The sequence below is a fragment of the Microbacterium aurantiacum genome (assembly GCF_031625015.1).
GTDB classification, from domain to species: domain Bacteria; phylum Actinomycetota; class Actinomycetes; order Actinomycetales; family Microbacteriaceae; genus Microbacterium; species Microbacterium aurantiacum.
Genome location: NZ_JAHWXH010000001.1, coordinates 1,090,234 through 1,106,988, shown reverse-complemented (window position 1 = coordinate 1,106,988; position 16,755 = coordinate 1,090,234). Strand labels below are relative to the sequence as shown.

The window sequence follows — 16,755 nt, the reverse complement described above, 5'->3', positions numbered from 1 at the left end:
GTGGGGCTTCTAGGCTCGTGGGGTGAGCACGAGTCCGAGTTCGAGTCCGACGACCCTGAATCGTTCGATCCTCGCGCTCGCCGTCCCCGCCCTCGGCTCGCTCATCGCCGAGCCGCTCTTCCTCATCGTGGACGCCGCGATGGTGGGGCACCTGGGCGTCACGCCCCTCGCTGGGCTCGGCATCGCCTCGGCGGTGCTGCAGACCATCGTCGGGCTGATGGTCTTCCTCGCATACTCGACGACCCCGGCCGTCGCGCGGCGCTTCGGCGCGGGCGACCCGGGCCGCGCGGTCTCGGTCGGAATCGACGGCATGTGGCTCGCACTCGGGCTCGGCGGGGTGCTCGCGCTCGGCGGGTCGCTGCTCACCCCCGCGCTCGTCGGGGCGTTCGGAGCGACGGATGCCGTGGCGGAGCAGGCCCGGATCTATCTCGGCATCTCGATGTGGGGTCTTCCCGCAATGCTCGTCGTGTTCGCCGCCACCGGCCTCCTCCGCGGCATGCAGGACACGGTGACCCCGCTGTGGATCGCGGGGCTCGGGTTCGCCGGCAACGCCCTCCTCAACGCGCTGTTCATCTACGGCTTCGGGTGGGGTATCGCCGGTTCCGCCGTCGGCACGGTCGTCGCGCAATGGGCGATGGTCGGGGCCTACGTCGTGGTGATCGGGCGCCTGGCGCGTCGGCACGAGGCATCCGTTCGTCCACGGCGCGAGGGGGTGTCGGGGTCGGCCCGCTCGGGCGGATGGCTGTTCGTGCGGACGGTGTCGCTGCGCGTCGCGCTGCTCGCGACGGTAGCGGTCGCGACCGGTCTCGGAACGGAGGAGCTCGCGGGCTGGCAGGTGGCGTTCACGATCTTCTCCGCCGCCGCGTTCGCCCTCGACGCGCTCGCGATCGCCGCGCAAGCGCTGATCGGCAAGGCCCTCGGCGCCGGCGACGTGCCGTTCGCACACCGGGTACTGGGGCGCACGCTGGCGTGGGGGGCGTGGTTCGGGGTGATCGTCGGCGGTGTGATCGCGGCGTCGTCGGGAGTGATGGGGCTGCTCTTCACCGGGGATGCCGAGCTCGCGGCGCTGATCCAGCCCGCGCTGCTGATCCTCGCCGTCGCCCAGCCGATCTGCGGCATCGTCTTCGTGCTCGACGGCGTGCTGATCGGCGCCGGCGACGTCCGCTACCTCGCCGCCGCGGGCGTGCTGACCCTCGCGCCCTTCCTCCCCGCACTCGCGCTCGTCGCCGCCCTCGCGCCGGCGGGCGCCGTCGGCCTCGCGTGGCTCGGCGCCGCGTTCTTCGGCGTCTATATGCTCGCCCGCCTCGCGACCCTCGGCGTCCGCGTGCGCGGCCAGGCCTGGGCCGTCGCCGGCGTCTGAGCGCGGGCGCGGCTTCGGTTCACTTGTCCCGTCTTGCGGGTGCGCGGCGCCCGAACCCGCAAGAGGCGACAAGTGAACGGGTGGATGGGCGGGCGACGCCACGCGGGGGTCACGCCCAGCGGCGGCACCACTCGTACATCACCACGGCGGCGGCGGCGCTGGCGTTGATCGAGCGCGTCGAGCCGTACTGCGTGATCTCCACGACACCGGATGCCGCGGCCACCGCCTCCGCAGACAACCCCGGCCCCTCCTGGCCGAACAGCAGCACGCACCGCTCGGGGAGCTCCGCGCGATCCACCGGAACGGACCCCTCGACGTTGTCGACCGCGATCACCGGGAGGTCGGCATCCGTCGCCCACGCGGTGAACGCGGCGACGTCCTCGTGATGCCGCACGTGCTGGTATCGGTCGGTCACCATCGCGCCGCGGCGGTTCCAGCGCCGGCGCCCGATGATGTGCACCTCGGCGGCGAGGAACGCGTTGGCGCTCCGCACGATCGAGCCGATGTTCATGTCGTGCTGCCAGTTCTCGATCGCCACGTGGAACGGATGCCGCCGCTCGTCGAGATCGGCGACGATCGCCTCCATCGTCCAGTAGCGGTAGCGATCCTCGACGTTGCGCCGATCGCCCGCGGCGAGGAGCTCACGGTCGTACCGCTCGTCCGTCGGCCACGCGTCCGGCCCGCCGGGCCACGGCCCGACACCCACCTCGTGCAGGGCCTCCTGCACCGCCTCGGGCACAACCTCGGACGCGGCCCCCCGAGCGGGCTCGGCACCGTCGGCGGGCTGGGCGTCGGTCATCGGATCAGCGTATCCGCACCGCGTCCCGGCACCCCCGAGGCGGCCGCGGAGCATACCCCACACCCGCATATGCCCACGAAGCTATGCGGGACGCGTAAAATCAAGGCTTTGGGCGACGCGGGCGCGTACGTCCCGTGACGGAGGTTTCGTGGCCGGTAATGCGACGACGCGCTTCGACAACGTCTCCCTGTTGTCGGTCGCGAGCGTGCTCCCTTCGCGGGTGACGACGTCCGCCGACATCGAGCAGCGCCTCGAGGGCGCCCTCGCGCGTCTGAAACTCCGGCCCGGCCTCCTGCAGCGCGTCGCCGGCGTCGTCGAGCGGCGCAACTGGGCCGACGGTGAAGCCACCGACCACGCCACCATCCAGGCCGGCGCCCGCGCCTTGGCCGACGCCGGCGTCGACCCGAGCGAGGTCGGCCTCCTCATCAACACCTCGGTGACCCGCAAGCACCTCGAGCCCTCGGTCGCCGTGCGCCTGCACCACGGCCTCGGCCTGCCGACATCCGCCATCAACTTCGACGTCGCCAACGCCTGCCTCGGCTTCGTCAACGGCATGAGCCTCGCCGCGAGCATGATCGAGTCGGGTCAGATCCGCTACGCGATCGTCGTCAACGGCGAGGACGCCGACGAGATCCAGGTCAACACCATCAACCGCCTCGTGAATTCGGATGCCGACCGCGACGGGTTCATGAGCGAGTTCGCCTCGCTGACCCTCGGCTCGGGGTCGGCCGCCGCCGTCCTCGGTCGCGCCGACGAGCACCCCGAAGGCCACCGGATCCTCGGCGGCGTGACCCGCGCCGCGACGCAGTTCCACGAGCTCTGCGTCGGCAGCGTCGACGGCATGTTCACCGATGCCAAGGCGCTCCTGAAGGGCGGACTCGACCTCGTCGTGTCGGCCTGGAAAGAGGCGGCACCCGAGTGGAACTGGTCGAAGATGGACCGCTACATCACCCACCAGGTCTCCTCCGTCCACACGAACGCGATCGTGAAGGCAGCCAAGCTCGACCGCTCGCGCGTTCCCACCACCTTCCCGACGCTCGGCAACGTCGGCCCCGCGTCGATCCCGATCACCCTCGTCGAGGAGCAGAAGACCCTGCAACGAGGCGATCGGGTCCTCCTCATGGGCGTCGGCTCGGGCCTCAACACGGCGATGATGGAACTGGCCTGGTGACCTCTTCCGCCGCGGCTGCCGGCGCACCCGCCCGATCCGGCCGCGCGCAGGTTCCGTCGCCGGGGCTCCCTGGTCTCGACCCCCGGTTCTCGCGCATCGTCACGGTGCCCGGACGCGGAACGGATGCCGGCGCCTCCCGCTCCTGGCACCTCCTCGACTCGCAGCCCGCGCTCGACGAGCTCGGACTCACGCCGGTCGGAACGATCCTCGCCGTCCACGGCAACCCGACCTGGTCGTACCTGTGGCGGAGCGTGCTGTCGGGCTCCGTCGAGGCGGCCCGCACCGGCGCACCCGCCTGGCGGGTCATCGCGGTGGACCAGCTCGAGATGGGCTACTCCGAGCGGACCGGCATCCGTCGCCCGCTCGCGCAGCGCGTGCAGGATCTCGGCGCCCTCACCGACGCGCTCGAGCTCGACGGCGATGTCGTGACCCTTGGCCACGATTGGGGCGGGGTCGTCTCGCTCGGCTGGGCGGTCGACCATCCCGAGCAGCTCGCGGGCGTCATGATGCTCAACACCGCGATCCACCACCCCGAGGGCGTGCCGATCCCGGCGCCGCTGCGCCTCGCCGGGGCGCGCGGCGTGCTCGCGGCGTCGACGGTGCGCACCACCGCCTTCCTCGACACGACGCTCTCCCTCGCGTCGCCCGCGCTCGATCCGGCGGTCCGCGACGCGTATCGCGCCCCCTACGCCTCGGCCGATCGTCGCGACGGCATCGGCGGATTCGTCGCCGACATCCCCGTCGACGCGCGCCACGAGAGCTTCGTCGAGCTCGAGCGCATCGCGGCCGGCGTCGCCGCGCTGACCGTGCCGGCCCTCATGCTGTGGGGTCCGCGCGACCCGATCTTCGGCGACCGCTACCTCGACGACCTCGTCACGCGCCTGCCGCACGCCGACGTCCACCGGTTCGAGGGCGCCGGGCACATGATCGCCGAAGAACGGCCGGTCGCCGACGCGGTATTCGCCTGGCTCGGGGAACGCATCGGCGAGCGCATCGGAACGGATGCCGCTCCGTCGGCCGTGAACCCCGCGTCGCCCGCGGCCGCGGCCGGACCCTTCACCCCGATCTTCCGGGCCCTCCAGACTCGCGCCGACGACGACAGCACCGCCGTCATCGACATGACGCGGAGCGCCGCGGGCACCACCTCGAACTCGGCCACCGAGCCCCTCCGGGTCAGCTGGCGGCAGCTGAACACCCGCGTGCGTCAGATCGCCGCGGGCCTCTCGGCGATGGGCGTCCAGCGCGGCGACCGCGTGTCGATCCTCGTCCCACCCGGCCCGACCCTGTCGGCGATCGTCTACGCGTGCCTCCGGATCGGCGCGGTCGTCGTCGTCGCCGACGCCGGCCTCGGCGTGAAGGGACTCACCCGCGCCGTCCGCGGCGCCTGGCCCGACGTCATCATCGGCGAGCTTCCCGGCCTCACCGCCGCGCGCGTGCTCGGCTGGCCCGGGCTGCGGATCTCGGCCTCGCGTCTGCCGCGCCTCACCGCCGCGGCCCTCGGGGTCGCGACCTGCCTGGCCGACGTCGCCGCCCTGGGCGCGCACTCCGACCTGCCCGACGAGCCGGGCGCCGACGACCCCGCCGCGATCCTCTTCACCTCCGGATCGACCGGACCGGCGAAGGGCGTCGCGTACACGCACGGCCAGCTCGCGGCCCTCCGCGACGTGCTCGCCGCGCACTTCGGGGTCACCGCCGACACCGGCCTCGTCACCGGGTTCGCGCCGTTCGCGCTCCTCGGACCCGCCCTCGGCACGCGGTCGGCGACGCCCGACATGGACGTCTCGGCTCCCCGCACCCTCACCGCGGCATCCGTTGCGGCGGCTGTGCGCGCATCCGACGCGCGGATGGTGTTCCTCTCGCCCGCCGCGGTGCTGAACGTCGTCGCCACCGCCGGGTCGCTCACCGATGCCGATCGCGAGGCACTCGCGCGCGTCGACGCGTTCCTCTCCACCGGCGCCCCCGTCGGCGCGCCGCTGCTGACCTCGATCGGCGCGCTCATGCCGAACGCGACCGCGCACACCCCCTACGGCATGACCGAGTGCCTGCTGGTGACCGACGTCACGCTCGACGAGATCACGGCAGCCACGGATGCCGCTGACTCCGGCGTGCTCGTCGGCGCACCGATCGGGGCGAACCGCGTCCGGATCAGCGCCCTCGACGCCGACGGCCGCGCGACCGGGATCGCCAGCGAGGACCCGGGGGTCCTCGGCGAGGTGCTCATCAGCGCCGCGCACCTGAAGGACCACTACGACCGCCTGTGGCTGACCGACCGCGCAGCGGTCAGCGACGTGCCGGATGACGGCGGTCGCTGGCATCGCACCGGCGACATCGGGCACCTCGACGCGGCGGGACGCCTCTGGATCGAGGGGCGTCTGCCGCACGTCATCGTCACGGAAGACGGTCCCCTCGCGCCGGTCGGACCGGAGCAGCAGATCGAGCGGGTCGACGGCGTGCGCCGCGCGGCCGTCGTCGGCGTCGGGCCGCATCGGCTGCGTCAGGCCGTCACCGTCGTCGAGACCGTGCCCGCGGCATCCCGTCCCGGGCTCGCCGATCCCGCGCTGACCGAAGCGGTGCGCGCAGCGACCTCGACGCCGCTCGCCGCGGTGCTCGCCGTGCCGGCGCTGCCGACCGACATCCGTCACAACTCCAAGATCGACCGCACCCGCCTGTCGGAGTGGGCTGAGCGCGTGCTCGCCGGAGAGCGTCCGGTGGCGCCGTGATCGTCCTCGCCACGGGAACCTCGGGCTTCCTCGGCCGCGCCGTCGCCGCCGAGCTCGTCGCGCAGGGGCACGTGGTGCGGACGCTGCAGCGCCGCCCCTCGGGAGTCACCGGCGTCACGGACATCCTGGGCTCCGTCACCGATGCCGACGTACGCGACCGTGCCGTCGACGGGGCCGAGGGGGTCGTGCACCTTGCGGCGAAGGTGTCGCTCGCCGGGGACGAAGCCGAGTTCCGCGCGGTGAACGTCGACGCGACGGTCGGGCTGCTCGACGCCGCGCGGGCCGCGGGGGTCTCGCGGTTCGTGTACGTCTCGTCGCCGTCGGTCGCCCACGCCGGGTCGGCCCTCGCCGGGGTCGGGGCGGACCCCGCCTCGCCCGCCGACGCGCACGGAGCATACGCCCGCACGAAGGCCGAGGCCGAACTCATCGCGCTTGGCCGCGACAGCGCCGCGATGCCGATCACCGCGATCCGCCCGCACCTGGTGTGGGGGCCGGGCGACACCCAGCTCGTCGAGCGCATCATCGACCGCGCCCGCCGCGGGCGCCTGCCGCTCCTCAACGGCGGCACGGCGCTGATCGATTCGACGTACGTCGACAACGCCGCCACCGGCATCGTCGCCGCCCTTCACCGAGCGGATGCCGCACGCGGCCGCGCCTTCGTCCTCACCAACGGTGAACCCAGGCCCGTCGGCGACCTGCTCGCGGGCATGTGCCGCGCGGCCGGTGTGCGTCCGCCGCGCTGGAGCATCCCCGCGGCGGTCGGTCGCGGTGCGGGCTCGGTCATCGAGAGGCTGTGGGCGCTGCGTCCCGGCGAGGACGAGCCGCCGATGACCCGGTTCCTCGCCGAGCAGCTGTCGACCGCGCACTGGTTCGACCAGCGCGAGACCCGCGCCGCTCTCGACTGGGCGCCCACCGTGTCGATCGACGAGGGCCTCCGCCGCCTCGCCGCGCACTACGCCTGAGTCGCGGCATCCGTCCGGGCGTGTCGCCCGGTAAATCTCCGTGCGACTGCGCGGCGAACGCTGAGCCGAACTCCTCGAAACCGGCGCGTGCGCACGCGAAACCCCGGTCTGGGGCGCCCCGGCCACCACATTGGAGGAGTTCGGTACGCGCGGGTCGTGTCCCCGCCCGAGACGCGCCGCGCGGCGAGCGCGAACCGAACTCCTCAGAAATGACACCGAATCGCCCGAAATCACCCGCGGGCAGCAGCCGGACCCTTGGATCAGAGGAGTTACGTCCGCCCGGACGTCGGCACAGGCCCTCCGGTGGGCCGGTCAGAACGCGTAGCGGACGCGGCAGTACGGCAGTTTCGCGGCGATGAGCGCCTCGAGCTGCGCGACGGCGACGCTCTTGAGTCCGTAGCGATACCGGACGTTGACGGCGCCATTCTGCGAGAGCTTCGGTTCCTGGTTCTCGGGCGTCCAGAGAAGCTCCTCGGCCTTCGGGTGCCAGCCGAGGTTGACGTCGTGCAGCTGCTCGTTGTGGGTGAGGAAGATCACCTCGCACGCGAGCTGCGCCTTGGCGCGAGCGTGCAGGGAGGCGTCGAGCTCCTCGAAGAGCGCGGTCCACTCCTCGGCCCAGCCGGGGGTGAGGATCACGGGCGAGAAGTTGACGTGCACCTCGTAGCCCGCGTCGACGAAGTCGTTGATCGCGGCGATCCGCTCGCTCATCGGAGAGGTGCGGATGTCGGTGACCTTCGCCACGGCGTGCGGCATGAGCGAGAAGCGCACGCGGACCCGTCCCGCGGGGTCCCAGTCGAGGAGGTCGCGGTTCACGAACTTGGTCGCGAACGAGGCCTTCGCCGTCGGGGTCATGCGGAAGAGGTCGCACAGATCGCGGACGTTTTCGCTCAGCATCGCGTCGACGGAGCAGTCGCTGTTCTCACCGATGTCGTAGACCCAGGCTTCCGGGTCGCACTGGTTCGGCGTGGTCTTGGGACCCTGCTTGGCCACATGCCGTGCGACGTGCCGGGTGATCTGATCGATGTTCGCGAAGACGGTGACCGGGTTGCTGTAGCCCTTCCGCCGGGGCACGTAGCAATACGCGCACGCCATGGCGCAGCCGTTCGCCGTCGACGGCGCGATGAAGTCGGCGGAGCGACCGTTCGGACGAGTGACGACGCTCTTCTTCACGCCGAGGACGAGGGCTTCGGTCTTGATCCGCACCCATCGGGAGACATTGGTCTCATCGCCGTGGACTTCGGGGATCTGCCAGTGCGACGCGATCGGGACGACCTCCGCGTCCGGCCATCTGCCCACGACCTCCTGGCCGCGCGGCAACGCCCGTGCGGCATCCTCCGCATAGATGCGGGTGACGCGCATCAGCGGCGCGGTGGTCTCCGGCATCCGTCATGTCTACCTCGAACCCCCGACATCCGCGCCGCGACCCTCGATGGGCGAGTCACCCCGTACCGAACTCCTCAGATCCGGCCACCGCACCTGCAGAAAACACCGCCGCGCGCATTCAGCGCCCCGGATCTGAGGAGTTCGGTACGCGCGAGACCTGGGACGCTATGTCCGACGCGCCCACGAGCGCACAGAGGACCAGGGCCGTGCCGGATCAGCCCTCGTCGACGTCGACGATCCATCCCGCCCGCGCGCGGATCAACCTCACTGCGGGTGGGTCGTCCGCGTCGACGTCACCTTCCGGGCGGGCGGTGTCGGAATCGTCCTCGTCGGTCGGCACGCGCACAGCGGTGCGGGGTTGGAGCGCCGCGGTGCCGGGTACGTCGACGATCGTGGTCACGTAGCGCGAGGGCCGCGAGCCCGCGAAGACTCCCTCGCCGAGGCCGAGGCGATTCATCGGCCATTCTTCGCCCTCAGCGGGCACCGCAGCGTTCGGCGGGGCGCCGTGGCCCGGGCGGCGGAGGGATCGTCGCTCCTCGACATCGTGCACGACCGCGTGTATCCCGACGACGCGGCCGCGCACGCGATCGGCGAACTCCTCCTCGTGGTGCGATTCGAACGCGTCGATCGTCTTCGCGAGCTCCGGCCCCAGCAACTCGGTGACGAACGGTTCCGGCACGCGCGCGGAAATCCCGAATTCGATGTCGTCGCCGACCACGAAGGAATCACCGCAGCACTCCCACTCCCAGGTCGTCAGCCACACGCGGGTCATGCTCACCACGCTACCGAGGCGCGGGATCGGCGATCACCCCCGTACCGAACTCCTCGAATCCGCCACCGCACCTGTGGAAACCGCCGCGACACGCATTCAGCGCTCAGATCTGAGGAGTTCGGGACGCGCAGCCTCGACAGCCGCACCCACCACCACCGCCCAACACTTTTCGGCGCACCGAAAGATCCGTATGATTTCGGTGTGCCGAAAAGTGCCCGACGAGCCGCAGCCGGTGTGGCGACAGCCGTCGTCGCCGCGCTCGCCCTCGCGGGCTGCACCCCCGCGACCACCCCCACCCCACCCGCGGCCGACGACCGCCCCGTCGTCCTCACGACGTTCACCGTGCTGCAGGACATCGCCCAGAACGTCGCGGGCGAGCACCTCGTCGTGCAGTCGCTGACGAAGATCGGCGCCGAGATCCACGGCTACGAACCGACCCCCGGCGATGTGCGGCGCGCGCAGGACGCCGCCCTCATCATCGACAACGGACTCGGACTCGAGGCCTGGTTCGCCGCCTTCACGCGCGACCTCGACGTCCCGACCGTCGTCGCGAGCGAGGGCGTCGAGACCATCGCCATCGCGGGGGGCGAAGCCGCGGGCCGCGTGAACCCGCACGCGTGGATGTCGCCGCGCGCGACCGCGATCTACGTCGAGAACATCGCCGCCGCCTTCGCCGATCTCGATCCCGACAACGCCGCCGCTTACGCAGCGAACGCCGAGACGTACACCGCCGAACTCGACCGACTGGATGCCGAACTCGCCGCCGCGGTCGCCGCGATTCCGGCATCCGAGCGCGCACTTGTCACGTGCGAGGGGGCGTTCTCGTACCTCGCGCGCGACGCCGGGCTCGGCGAGGCCTACCTCTGGCCCGTCAACGCCGAGCAGCAGGCCACGCCGCGCAGCACCGGCGACGTCATCGAGTACGTCCGCGACCGCGACGTGCCCGCCGTCTTCTGCGAGTCGACCGTGTCGAACGAGGCGATGCTACGGGTGACCGAGGAGACGGATGCCGCGTACGGCGGCACCCTGTACGTCGACTCGTTGTCCGAACCCGACGGCCCCGTGCCGACCTACCTCGACCTCATGGGGCACGACATCGACGTCATCGCCGCCGGCCTCACCGGAGGGACCGGACGATGACCACAACCCCCGCGATCGAGGTCACCGACCTCTCCGTCGCCTACGGCGAGACCCCGGCGCTCGTCGACGTCGACGTGACGATCCCCTGGGGCACCGTCTGCGGCCTCGTCGGCATCAACGGCTCGGGCAAATCCACGCTGCTGAAGGCCGTGATGGGCGTCGTCCGGCCCGACACGGGCGGCATTCGCATCGATGGCGGCACCCCCGCCCGCGCCCGCCGTCGCGGCACGGTCGGCTATGTCCCGCAGGCCGAGGACGTCGACTGGGCGTTCCCGATCAGCGTCGGCGACGTCGTGATGATGGGGCGCTACGGGTTCCTCGGCCCCACCCGGCGCTCCCGCCGCGCCGATCGGGAGGCGGTCGCCCACGCTCTCGACCGCGTCGGACTCGGCGACCTCGCCGACCGGCAGATCGGGCGCCTCTCCGGCGGACAGCGCAAGCGCGCCTTCGTCGCCCGCGCCCTCGCGCAGGATGCCCGCATCCTCCTCCTCGACGAACCCTTCGCCGGCGTCGACACCCGCACGCAGCAGTCGCTGACGGCGCTCTTCCGCGACCTCGCCGCCGAGGGGAGGTCGGTCGTCGTCTCGACCCACGACCTCGCCGGGCTCGCCGACCTCTGCGACGAGGCGGTGCTCCTCGCGCGGCGCGTGATCGTCCACGGAAGCCCGGCCGAGGTGCTCCGTCCGGACAACCTCATCCGCGCCTTCGGCGTCGACGTCCTCGACCGCGACGGGGCGCGCACCGAAGGGGAGGACCCGCGATGACCCTGATCGACCTCCTCCTCGAGCCGCTGCAGTTCGTCTTCATGCAGCGGGCCTTCGCCGTCACCCTGATCGCGGCGGTGGTCTGCGGCATCCTGAGCTGCTGGCTCGTGCTCATCGGCTGGTCGCTGATGGGAGATGCCGTCGCCCACGCCGTGCTCCCCGGCGTCGTCATCGCCTACCTCGTCGGCACGCCGTTCGCGCTCGGGGCACTCGTGTTCGCACTCCTCGCCGTGCTCCTCATCGGCGGTGTGCGCGCGACCGGACGCGTGAAGGAGGATGCCGCGATCGGCGTCGTCTTCACGTCGCTGTTCGCGCTCGGCATCGTGCTGATCTCGGTCTTTCCGAGCCAGACCGACCTCAGCCACATCCTCTTCGGCAGCCTCCTCGGCGTCGGAACGGCGGAGCTCATCCAGGTCGCCATCCTTGGAGCACTGACGATGGCGGTCCTGCTGTTGAAGCGTCGCGACCTCGTCCTTTACGCCTTCGATCCCGCCCACGCCCGCACGATCGGCCTCAGCCCACGCGTGCTCGGCGCGGTGCTGCTGACGGCACTGGCGGTCACCGTCGTCGTGGCCCTGCAGGCGGTCGGGGTGATCCTCGTCGTCGCGCTGGTGATCACCCCGGGCGCGACGGCGTACCTCCTCACCGACCGGTTCGGACGCATGCTCTGGATCGCCCCGACCGTCGCTGCGGTGAGCGCCGTGGTCGGGATCTACCTCTCGTACTTCCTCGACGCCTCCCCCGGCGGCACGATCGTGCTCGTCCTCGGAGCCCTCTTCGCCCTCGCCTACCTCTTCTCGCCGCGCCACGGGCTCATCGGACGCGTGATCCGCCGACGCCGCCGCAGGCGGACAGCGCCGAACCGGCCCGCCCCGGCACCCCGGCTACCCTGAATACCGTGGCCTCCCCTGCCGTCGACGACTACCTGAAGACGATCTACCACCACACCGAGTGGCAGAACGATCCGATCACGCCTTCGCAGCTCGCGTCGGTGCTCGGCCTCGCCCCCTCCAGCGTCACCGAGATGGTGCGCAAGCTCGCCGCCCAGGGCCTCGTGTCGCACCGCCCCTACGGCCCGATCACCCTGACGGATGCCGGACGCCGCCGCGCGGCATCCATCATCCGCCGCCACCGGCTCATCGAGACGTGGCTCGTGCGCGAGTTCGGCTACGCGTGGGACGAGGTGCACGACGAGGCCGAAGTCCTCGAGCACGCCGTGAGCGACCGTCTGCTCGACGGCATCGACACCCTCCTCGGACACCCGCGGTTCGACCCCCACGGCGACGCGATCCCTGACGCGAACGGCGACGTCGACCGGGGCCCGTTCGTGCTGCTCGCCGAGGCGTCCCCGGGCCACACCGGTGAGGTGATCCGGGTCAGCGACCGCGATCCGGAGCTGCTGCGCGCCGTCGAAGCGGTCGGCATGCACGTCGGCACCCGTGCGACGGTGCAGGATGCCGCGCGCGTGCGGATCGGCGAGGCCGAGGTGGCGCTGCCCGAGGGCGCGGCATCCGGGATCTGGCTGAGCGCGTAGGTTCCGCGTTTCGGGGTCAGCGCCGCGCGGGCTCGCGCGTCGACCACAGCGCCCACGCCACCAGGACCGGCTGCAGGAAGAGCCGCGCGAATCGCTTCGCATCGGTGTCGAGGCCCGGCACCGAACGGCCGCTTCGCCAGTGATGGATGTTCCCGGGGAACACCGCGACGAAGAACACCGCGACGATCGTCCCCACCCGGCGGAGAGCGGATGCCGAGCCCCCGACCCGCGCTCGCGCGGCGGCGCCGGTGAGAGCGGCCGCGAGGCCGATCTCGACCGCTCCGGACCACAGGACGACCTGATCCTTCGAGAGCCCGGTGGCGCGGGGCACGGCATCCGGAACGGCCAGCCGGAATCCGCGACGCCCCCACGTGAAGTGCATCGCGCCGGCGACGGCGAGGACGACGACGAGCGCAGCCCGTGCGATCCGGCGCATCACGCGGCGCGCTCCGGGCCGTCGACACCGCCGGTCGCGTCGGACCCGTCGGTCACGGGATTCGCCGCGGCTGCCGCGGCCAGCGGCCACTGCACGCCGGTCGCCGCCTCGCCGAGATCCCACAGGCGCTGGGCGACCGCGGGGTCGCGCGTGATGCGCGAGGCCTTCTGCCGACGCGGCTCGCCGCGGGCGACCGTGCGCGGTCCCCAGAACTCACCGCCCTCGATGTCGGGATCGACGAGCGCGCGCACGAGCGACCAGGCGCCGTGCTCTTTGGACTGCGTGATCGGAGCCTGCAGGTTGTCGGCGAACCGCGTGAGGCGACGGGGGGCGTTGACCCCGACGATGCCGGGGGTGCGCCCGCTCGTGGAGTAGCCGGGGTGGGCGACGACGCTCGAGACGGGGACGCCGGCGGCGCGGAGACGTCGGTCGGCCTCGAAGCCGAGCGCGGTGCAGGCGACCTTCGACTGCACGTACGCCCGCCACGGTGAGTAATCGGTCGTGAGCTGCGGGTCGACCGGGTCGTACGGGGTGAGGGACGTCGACATGCTGCCGACCCACACCATGCGGCCACGGGCCTCGGCGAGGCGGACGAGCAGCTCACCGGCGAGGGCGAAATGCCCGAGGACGTTGGTGGCCAGAACGACCTCGTGACCGTCGACGGTCGCCTCGCGCGTCTTCGGCGGATGGACGATCCCGGCATTCAGCAGAAGCCCCGACAGCGGACCCCGACCGCGCACGCTGGCGGCGGCCGAGCGGATCGACCCGAGGTTGCTCGTGTCGAGGAGGAGCGTGTCGGCGCGCTCGGGATCGGCATCCGGAGTCCTGCGGCGGACCGCCGCCCGCGCCGCCGCGAGGCGGTTGGGATTGCGGCCCGTGAAGATCACGCGCGCGCCGGCGCGGAAGAGCTGCTCGCCGGCGAAGAAGCCGAGCCCGGCGTTCGCTCCGGTGATCAGATACGAGTGGGCAGAGAGGTCCGGCAGAGTGCGGGGGTCCCATTCGTCTCGCGCCACGCTCCGACCCTACGCCTCGAGGCCCGTAGGCTGAGCATCATGCGGACCCGCAGTGACATCGAATGCTGGCTCACCGACATGGACGGCGTGCTCGTCCATGAGAACACGCCCGTCCCCGGGGCATCCGAACTCCTGCAGACATGGCGGGATCAGGGCGTGCCGTTCCTGGTGCTGACGAACAACTCGATCTTCACGCCGCGCGATCTCTCGGCCCGGCTGCGGGCGTCGGGACTGGTCGTTCCGGAGCAGTCGATCTGGACCTCCGCCCTTGCGACAGCCGACTTCCTGCAGAGTCAGATGCCCGGCGGCACGGCGTTCGTCATCGGCGAGGCGGGGCTGACGACCGCCCTGCACGAGGCCGGGTTCATCATGACCGAGACCGATCCCGACTACGTCGTGGTCGGCGAGACGCGCAACTACTCGTTCGAGGCGATCACGAAGGCGATCCGGTTCATCCGCGGAGGCGCCCGGTTCATCGCGACGAACCCCGACGCGACCGGACCGTCGACCGAGGGCGTGCTGCCCGCGACCGGTGCGATCACGGCGCTCATCACCAAGGCGACGGGCATGGAGCCGTACGTCGTCGGCAAGCCGAACCCGATGATGTTCCGGTCGGCGCTGAACCGGATCGGCGCGCACTCCGAGACCACGGGCATGATCGGCGACCGGATGGACACCGACATCGTCGCCGGTATCGAGGCGGGACTGCACACGGTGCTGGTGCTCACGGGCATCAGCGACCCGGCCGAGATCGAGCGGTACCCCTTCCGTCCGGACGAGATCCTCGACTCCGTCGCCGACCTTCTCCCGCCCGAGCCGGTGGAGTCGGAGATGCCCGAGGGCATCTGACCCCGGGCGCCGCCCGCGCCCCCGGCGGGCCCGCGCCTCCGGGCCGGCACCCCCGGCGGGCCGAACTCCTCCGATCCGGGCCCGAAACCGCCCGAAACCCCGCCCGGCGGCCCCGAACCCGCCGAATCGCAGGAGTTACGCACACGCCGCCCCGCGCACCCGCCGCCCGGCGCCCCGACACGCGCACGGCGCGCATGGCCCGTATCGTTGCGGATGCCGCCGACCGAAGGAGACCGCAATGATGAACGAGCTGGAGCAGAACCTGCTGTTCGGCATCACCGGGGTGGCCATCCTCGGCACCCTGATGGTGTTCGTGTGGAGCTACATCCGCAATCGCGACAAGTAGGCCCCACCCGAACCCGAGCCGCTACTGCGGTGCGAGCCCCAGGTCGTCGAGGTCGATCGCCGCGACCCACTGCAGCCCGGCCTCCTCGACCGCGGCCTGAGCCCCGGTCTTGCGGTCGACGATGACGGCGACCGCGACCGGCTCGGCGCCCTCCCGACGCAAGACCTCGACGGCCTTCAGCGCCGACTGCCCGGTCGTGGAGGTGTCTTCGACGACGACGACGCGCTTGCCCGCGACATCCGCTCCTTCGATCTGACGTCCGCGCCCGTGGTCCTTCGGCTCCTTGCGCACGACGAAAGCGTCGAGCGGGGTGCCGGCGCGCACCGACTCGTGCAGCACCGCGTTGGCGATCGGGTCGGCGCCGAGGGTGAGTCCGCCGACCGCGACGACGCCGTCGATCTCACCGATGAGGTCGAGCATGATGCGGCCGATCGCGGGGGCGGCGCGGTGGTCGAGCGTGAGCCGGCGCATGTCGACGTAGTAGGTGGCCTTCTTGCCGCTGGAGAGGGTGAAGTCCCCGTGGAAGACCGCTTCGTCCGTGATCAGGGCGATGAGGTTCTGGCGATCGGCTTCGAGCTCGGGCGTGGAGGCGACGGTCACCCCTGCAGTCTACGAGGGCCGCCCGCCGGCGCTGTGCCCGCGCGCGCCTATTCTTGAATCCATGCGTCTGGCCACCTGGAACGTCAACTCCATCCGCGCCCGCGTCGACCGCACCGTCGACTTCGCCGTCCGCGAGAGCATCGACGTCCTGGCGATGCAGGAGATCAAGTGCAAGGTCGAGCAGTTCCCCTTCGAGAAGTTCGAGGAGGCCGGCTACCACGTCGAGGCGCACGGATTCTCCCAGTGGAACGGCGTCGCGATCGCCAGCCGAGAGCCGCTCGAAGACGTCCGCACGTCTTTCCCGGGCATGCCCGGTTTCGCGAAGGGACATGAGGGACCGGATGCCCCGCAGGAGGCCCGGGCCATCGGCGCCCGCGTCGGCGGGGTCGACGTGTGGAGCCTCTACGTTCCCAACGGCCGCGCCCTCGAAGACCCGCACTTCACCTACAAGCTGCACTGGCTGAAGGCCCTCGAGGAGTTCACGCGCGACACCCTGACCGCTTCCCCCGCGACGCCCCTCGCCCTCGTCGGCGACTTCAACATCGCTCCGACGGATGCCGACAACGGCGACCCGACGATCGTCCCCGGGTTCTCCACGCATGTCTCGCCGGTCGAGCGGGAGGCGTTCGCCGCACTCGAGGCGGCGGGGCTCCGGGACGTCGTCCGACCGCTCGTTCCCGAGGGCTTCACGTACTGGGACTACAAGCAGCTCCGATTCCCCCGCAACCAGGGGCTCCGCATCGACTTCATCCTCGGGTCGGAGGCGTTCGCGGATGCCGTCACGGGCGCGTCGATCCACCGGAACGAGCGTAAGGGCGACGGGCCGAGCGACCACGTCCCGGTCGTCGTCGACCTCGATCTCGACGGTCCGGACGACGACGACCGCCCGATGATCTGGTGACCTGA

16 protein-coding genes are annotated in these 16,755 nt (G+C 71.7%); 10 read left to right on the top strand and 6 right to left on the bottom strand.

From position 1 onward, the window contains the following. Nucleotides 1-22: 22 nt before the first annotated feature. Complete coding sequence (locus tag KZC50_RS05245; protein ID WP_310890868.1) at nt 23-1,360, top strand: MATE family efflux transporter; 1,338 nt, start codon at nt 23-25, stop codon at nt 1,358-1,360. Between the two features lie 109 nt (nt 1,361-1,469). Here the strand turns inward: KZC50_RS05245 and KZC50_RS05240 are convergent, their stop codons facing one another. Then, entirely contained in the window at nt 1,470-2,159 is a 690-nt protein-coding gene (locus KZC50_RS05240; protein ID WP_310890867.1) for a TrmH family RNA methyltransferase, read from the bottom strand. Between the two features lie 148 nt (nt 2,160-2,307). On the opposite strand from KZC50_RS05240, the gene KZC50_RS05235 reads away from it, so the two are divergent. From KZC50_RS05235 to KZC50_RS05225, 3 genes are read left to right on the top strand one after another with little or no spacing between them, the layout of a single operon-like run. Further along, nucleotides 2,308-3,330, top strand: coding sequence for a 3-oxoacyl-ACP synthase III (locus KZC50_RS05235; protein WP_310890866.1), 1,023 nt, complete (start codon nt 2,308-2,310; stop codon nt 3,328-3,330). Further along, nucleotides 3,327-6,050: an alpha/beta fold hydrolase gene (locus tag KZC50_RS05230; protein ID WP_310890865.1), complete on the top strand. Its 2,724-nt coding sequence runs from the start codon at nt 3,327-3,329 to the stop codon at nt 6,048-6,050. The genes KZC50_RS05235 and KZC50_RS05230 overlap by 4 nt, the downstream gene beginning before the upstream one ends. Then, nucleotides 6,047-7,012: an NAD-dependent epimerase/dehydratase family protein gene (locus KZC50_RS05225; protein ID WP_310890864.1), complete on the top strand. Its 966-nt coding sequence runs from the start codon at nt 6,047-6,049 to the stop codon at nt 7,010-7,012. Before KZC50_RS05230 ends, KZC50_RS05225 begins: the two co-directional genes overlap by 4 nt. Before the next feature lie 312 nt (nt 7,013-7,324). Here the strand turns inward: KZC50_RS05225 and KZC50_RS05220 are convergent, their stop codons facing one another. Together KZC50_RS05220 and KZC50_RS05215 are read right to left on the bottom strand one after the other, a co-directional pair. Continuing rightward, nucleotides 7,325-8,395, bottom strand: coding sequence for a spore photoproduct lyase family protein (locus KZC50_RS05220; protein WP_310890863.1), 1,071 nt, complete (start codon nt 8,393-8,395; stop codon nt 7,325-7,327). A gap of 214 nt (nt 8,396-8,609) precedes the next feature. Next, nucleotides 8,610-9,167, bottom strand: coding sequence for a DUF6578 domain-containing protein (locus KZC50_RS05215; protein ID WP_310890862.1), 558 nt, complete (start codon nt 9,165-9,167; stop codon nt 8,610-8,612). A 201-nt stretch (nt 9,168-9,368) separates the two neighbouring features. Here KZC50_RS05215 and KZC50_RS05210 point away from each other — a divergent pair, with 201 nt between their 5' ends. Genes KZC50_RS05210 through KZC50_RS05195 form a run of 4 tightly spaced genes read left to right on the top strand, consistent with a single transcriptional unit; the run spans nt 9,369 to nt 12,605 of the window. Further along, the gene (locus KZC50_RS05210) at nt 9,369-10,307 is read left to right on the top strand and encodes a metal ABC transporter solute-binding protein, Zn/Mn family (protein ID WP_310890861.1); all 939 of its coding nucleotides are present in this window, start codon (nt 9,369-9,371) and stop codon (nt 10,305-10,307) included. Then, the gene (locus KZC50_RS05205) at nt 10,304-11,071 is read left to right on the top strand and encodes a metal ABC transporter ATP-binding protein (RefSeq protein ID WP_053546937.1); all 768 of its coding nucleotides are present in this window, start codon (nt 10,304-10,306) and stop codon (nt 11,069-11,071) included. Before KZC50_RS05210 ends, KZC50_RS05205 begins: the two co-directional genes overlap by 4 nt. Continuing rightward, nucleotides 11,068-11,964, top strand: a complete 897-nt coding sequence (locus KZC50_RS05200) for a metal ABC transporter permease (protein WP_310890860.1) — start codon at nt 11,068-11,070, stop codon at nt 11,962-11,964. Before KZC50_RS05205 ends, KZC50_RS05200 begins: the two co-directional genes overlap by 4 nt. Before the next feature lie 5 nt (nt 11,965-11,969). Continuing rightward, the gene (locus tag KZC50_RS05195; RefSeq protein WP_310890859.1) at nt 11,970-12,605 is read left to right on the top strand and encodes a metal-dependent transcriptional regulator; all 636 of its coding nucleotides are present in this window, start codon (nt 11,970-11,972) and stop codon (nt 12,603-12,605) included. A gap of 16 nt (nt 12,606-12,621) precedes the next feature. Here the strand turns inward: KZC50_RS05195 and KZC50_RS05190 are convergent, their stop codons facing one another. Both KZC50_RS05190 and KZC50_RS05185 read right to left on the bottom strand, forming a co-directional pair. Beyond that, nucleotides 12,622-13,041 carry a DoxX family protein gene (locus KZC50_RS05190; RefSeq protein ID WP_053546934.1) on the bottom strand — a complete coding sequence of 140 codons (420 nt, stop codon included), beginning with the start codon at nt 13,039-13,041 and terminating at the stop codon, nt 12,622-12,624. Further along, a complete protein-coding gene (locus tag KZC50_RS05185; RefSeq protein WP_310890858.1) occupies nt 13,041-14,054 on the bottom strand; it encodes an SDR family NAD(P)-dependent oxidoreductase in 1,014 nt (337 codons plus the stop codon). Before KZC50_RS05185 ends, KZC50_RS05190 begins: the two co-directional genes overlap by 1 nt. 39 nt (nt 14,055-14,093) lie before the next feature. On the opposite strand from KZC50_RS05185, the gene KZC50_RS05180 reads away from it, so the two are divergent. After that, nucleotides 14,094-14,903 (top strand): HAD-IIA family hydrolase, encoded by an 810-nt coding sequence (locus tag KZC50_RS05180; protein ID WP_053546932.1) that lies wholly within the window; start codon nt 14,094-14,096, stop codon nt 14,901-14,903. Between the two features lie 367 nt (nt 14,904-15,270). Here the strand turns inward: KZC50_RS05180 and pyrE are convergent, their stop codons facing one another. Next, nucleotides 15,271-15,849 carry an orotate phosphoribosyltransferase gene (gene pyrE, locus KZC50_RS05175; RefSeq protein WP_310890857.1) on the bottom strand — a complete coding sequence of 193 codons (579 nt, stop codon included), beginning with the start codon at nt 15,847-15,849 and terminating at the stop codon, nt 15,271-15,273. A gap of 61 nt (nt 15,850-15,910) precedes the next feature. On the opposite strand from pyrE, the gene KZC50_RS05170 reads away from it, so the two are divergent. Beyond that, nucleotides 15,911-16,750: an exodeoxyribonuclease III gene (locus tag KZC50_RS05170; RefSeq protein ID WP_053546930.1), complete on the top strand. Its 840-nt coding sequence runs from the start codon at nt 15,911-15,913 to the stop codon at nt 16,748-16,750. The last annotated feature ends 5 nt before the right edge of the window (nt 16,751-16,755 follow it).

Coding starts and splice junctions, on each gene's coding strand:
- KZC50_RS05205 (WP_053546937.1), top strand. CDS start 10,304: ATGACCACAACCCCCGCGATCGAGGTCACCGACCTCTCCGTCGCCTAC.
- KZC50_RS05220 (WP_310890863.1), bottom strand. CDS start 8,395: ATGCCGGAGACCACCGCGCCGCTGATGCGCGTCACCCGCATCTATGCG.
- KZC50_RS05180 (WP_053546932.1), top strand. CDS start 14,094: ATGCGGACCCGCAGTGACATCGAATGCTGGCTCACCGACATGGACGGC.
- KZC50_RS05200 (WP_310890860.1), top strand. CDS start 11,068: ATGACCCTGATCGACCTCCTCCTCGAGCCGCTGCAGTTCGTCTTCATG.
- KZC50_RS05170 (WP_053546930.1), top strand. CDS start 15,911: ATGCGTCTGGCCACCTGGAACGTCAACTCCATCCGCGCCCGCGTCGAC.
- KZC50_RS05190 (WP_053546934.1), bottom strand. CDS start 13,041: ATGCGCCGGATCGCACGGGCTGCGCTCGTCGTCGTCCTCGCCGTCGCC.
- KZC50_RS05215 (WP_310890862.1), bottom strand. CDS start 9,167: ATGACCCGCGTGTGGCTGACGACCTGGGAGTGGGAGTGCTGCGGTGAT.
- KZC50_RS05240 (WP_310890867.1), bottom strand. CDS start 2,159: ATGACCGACGCCCAGCCCGCCGACGGTGCCGAGCCCGCTCGGGGGGCC.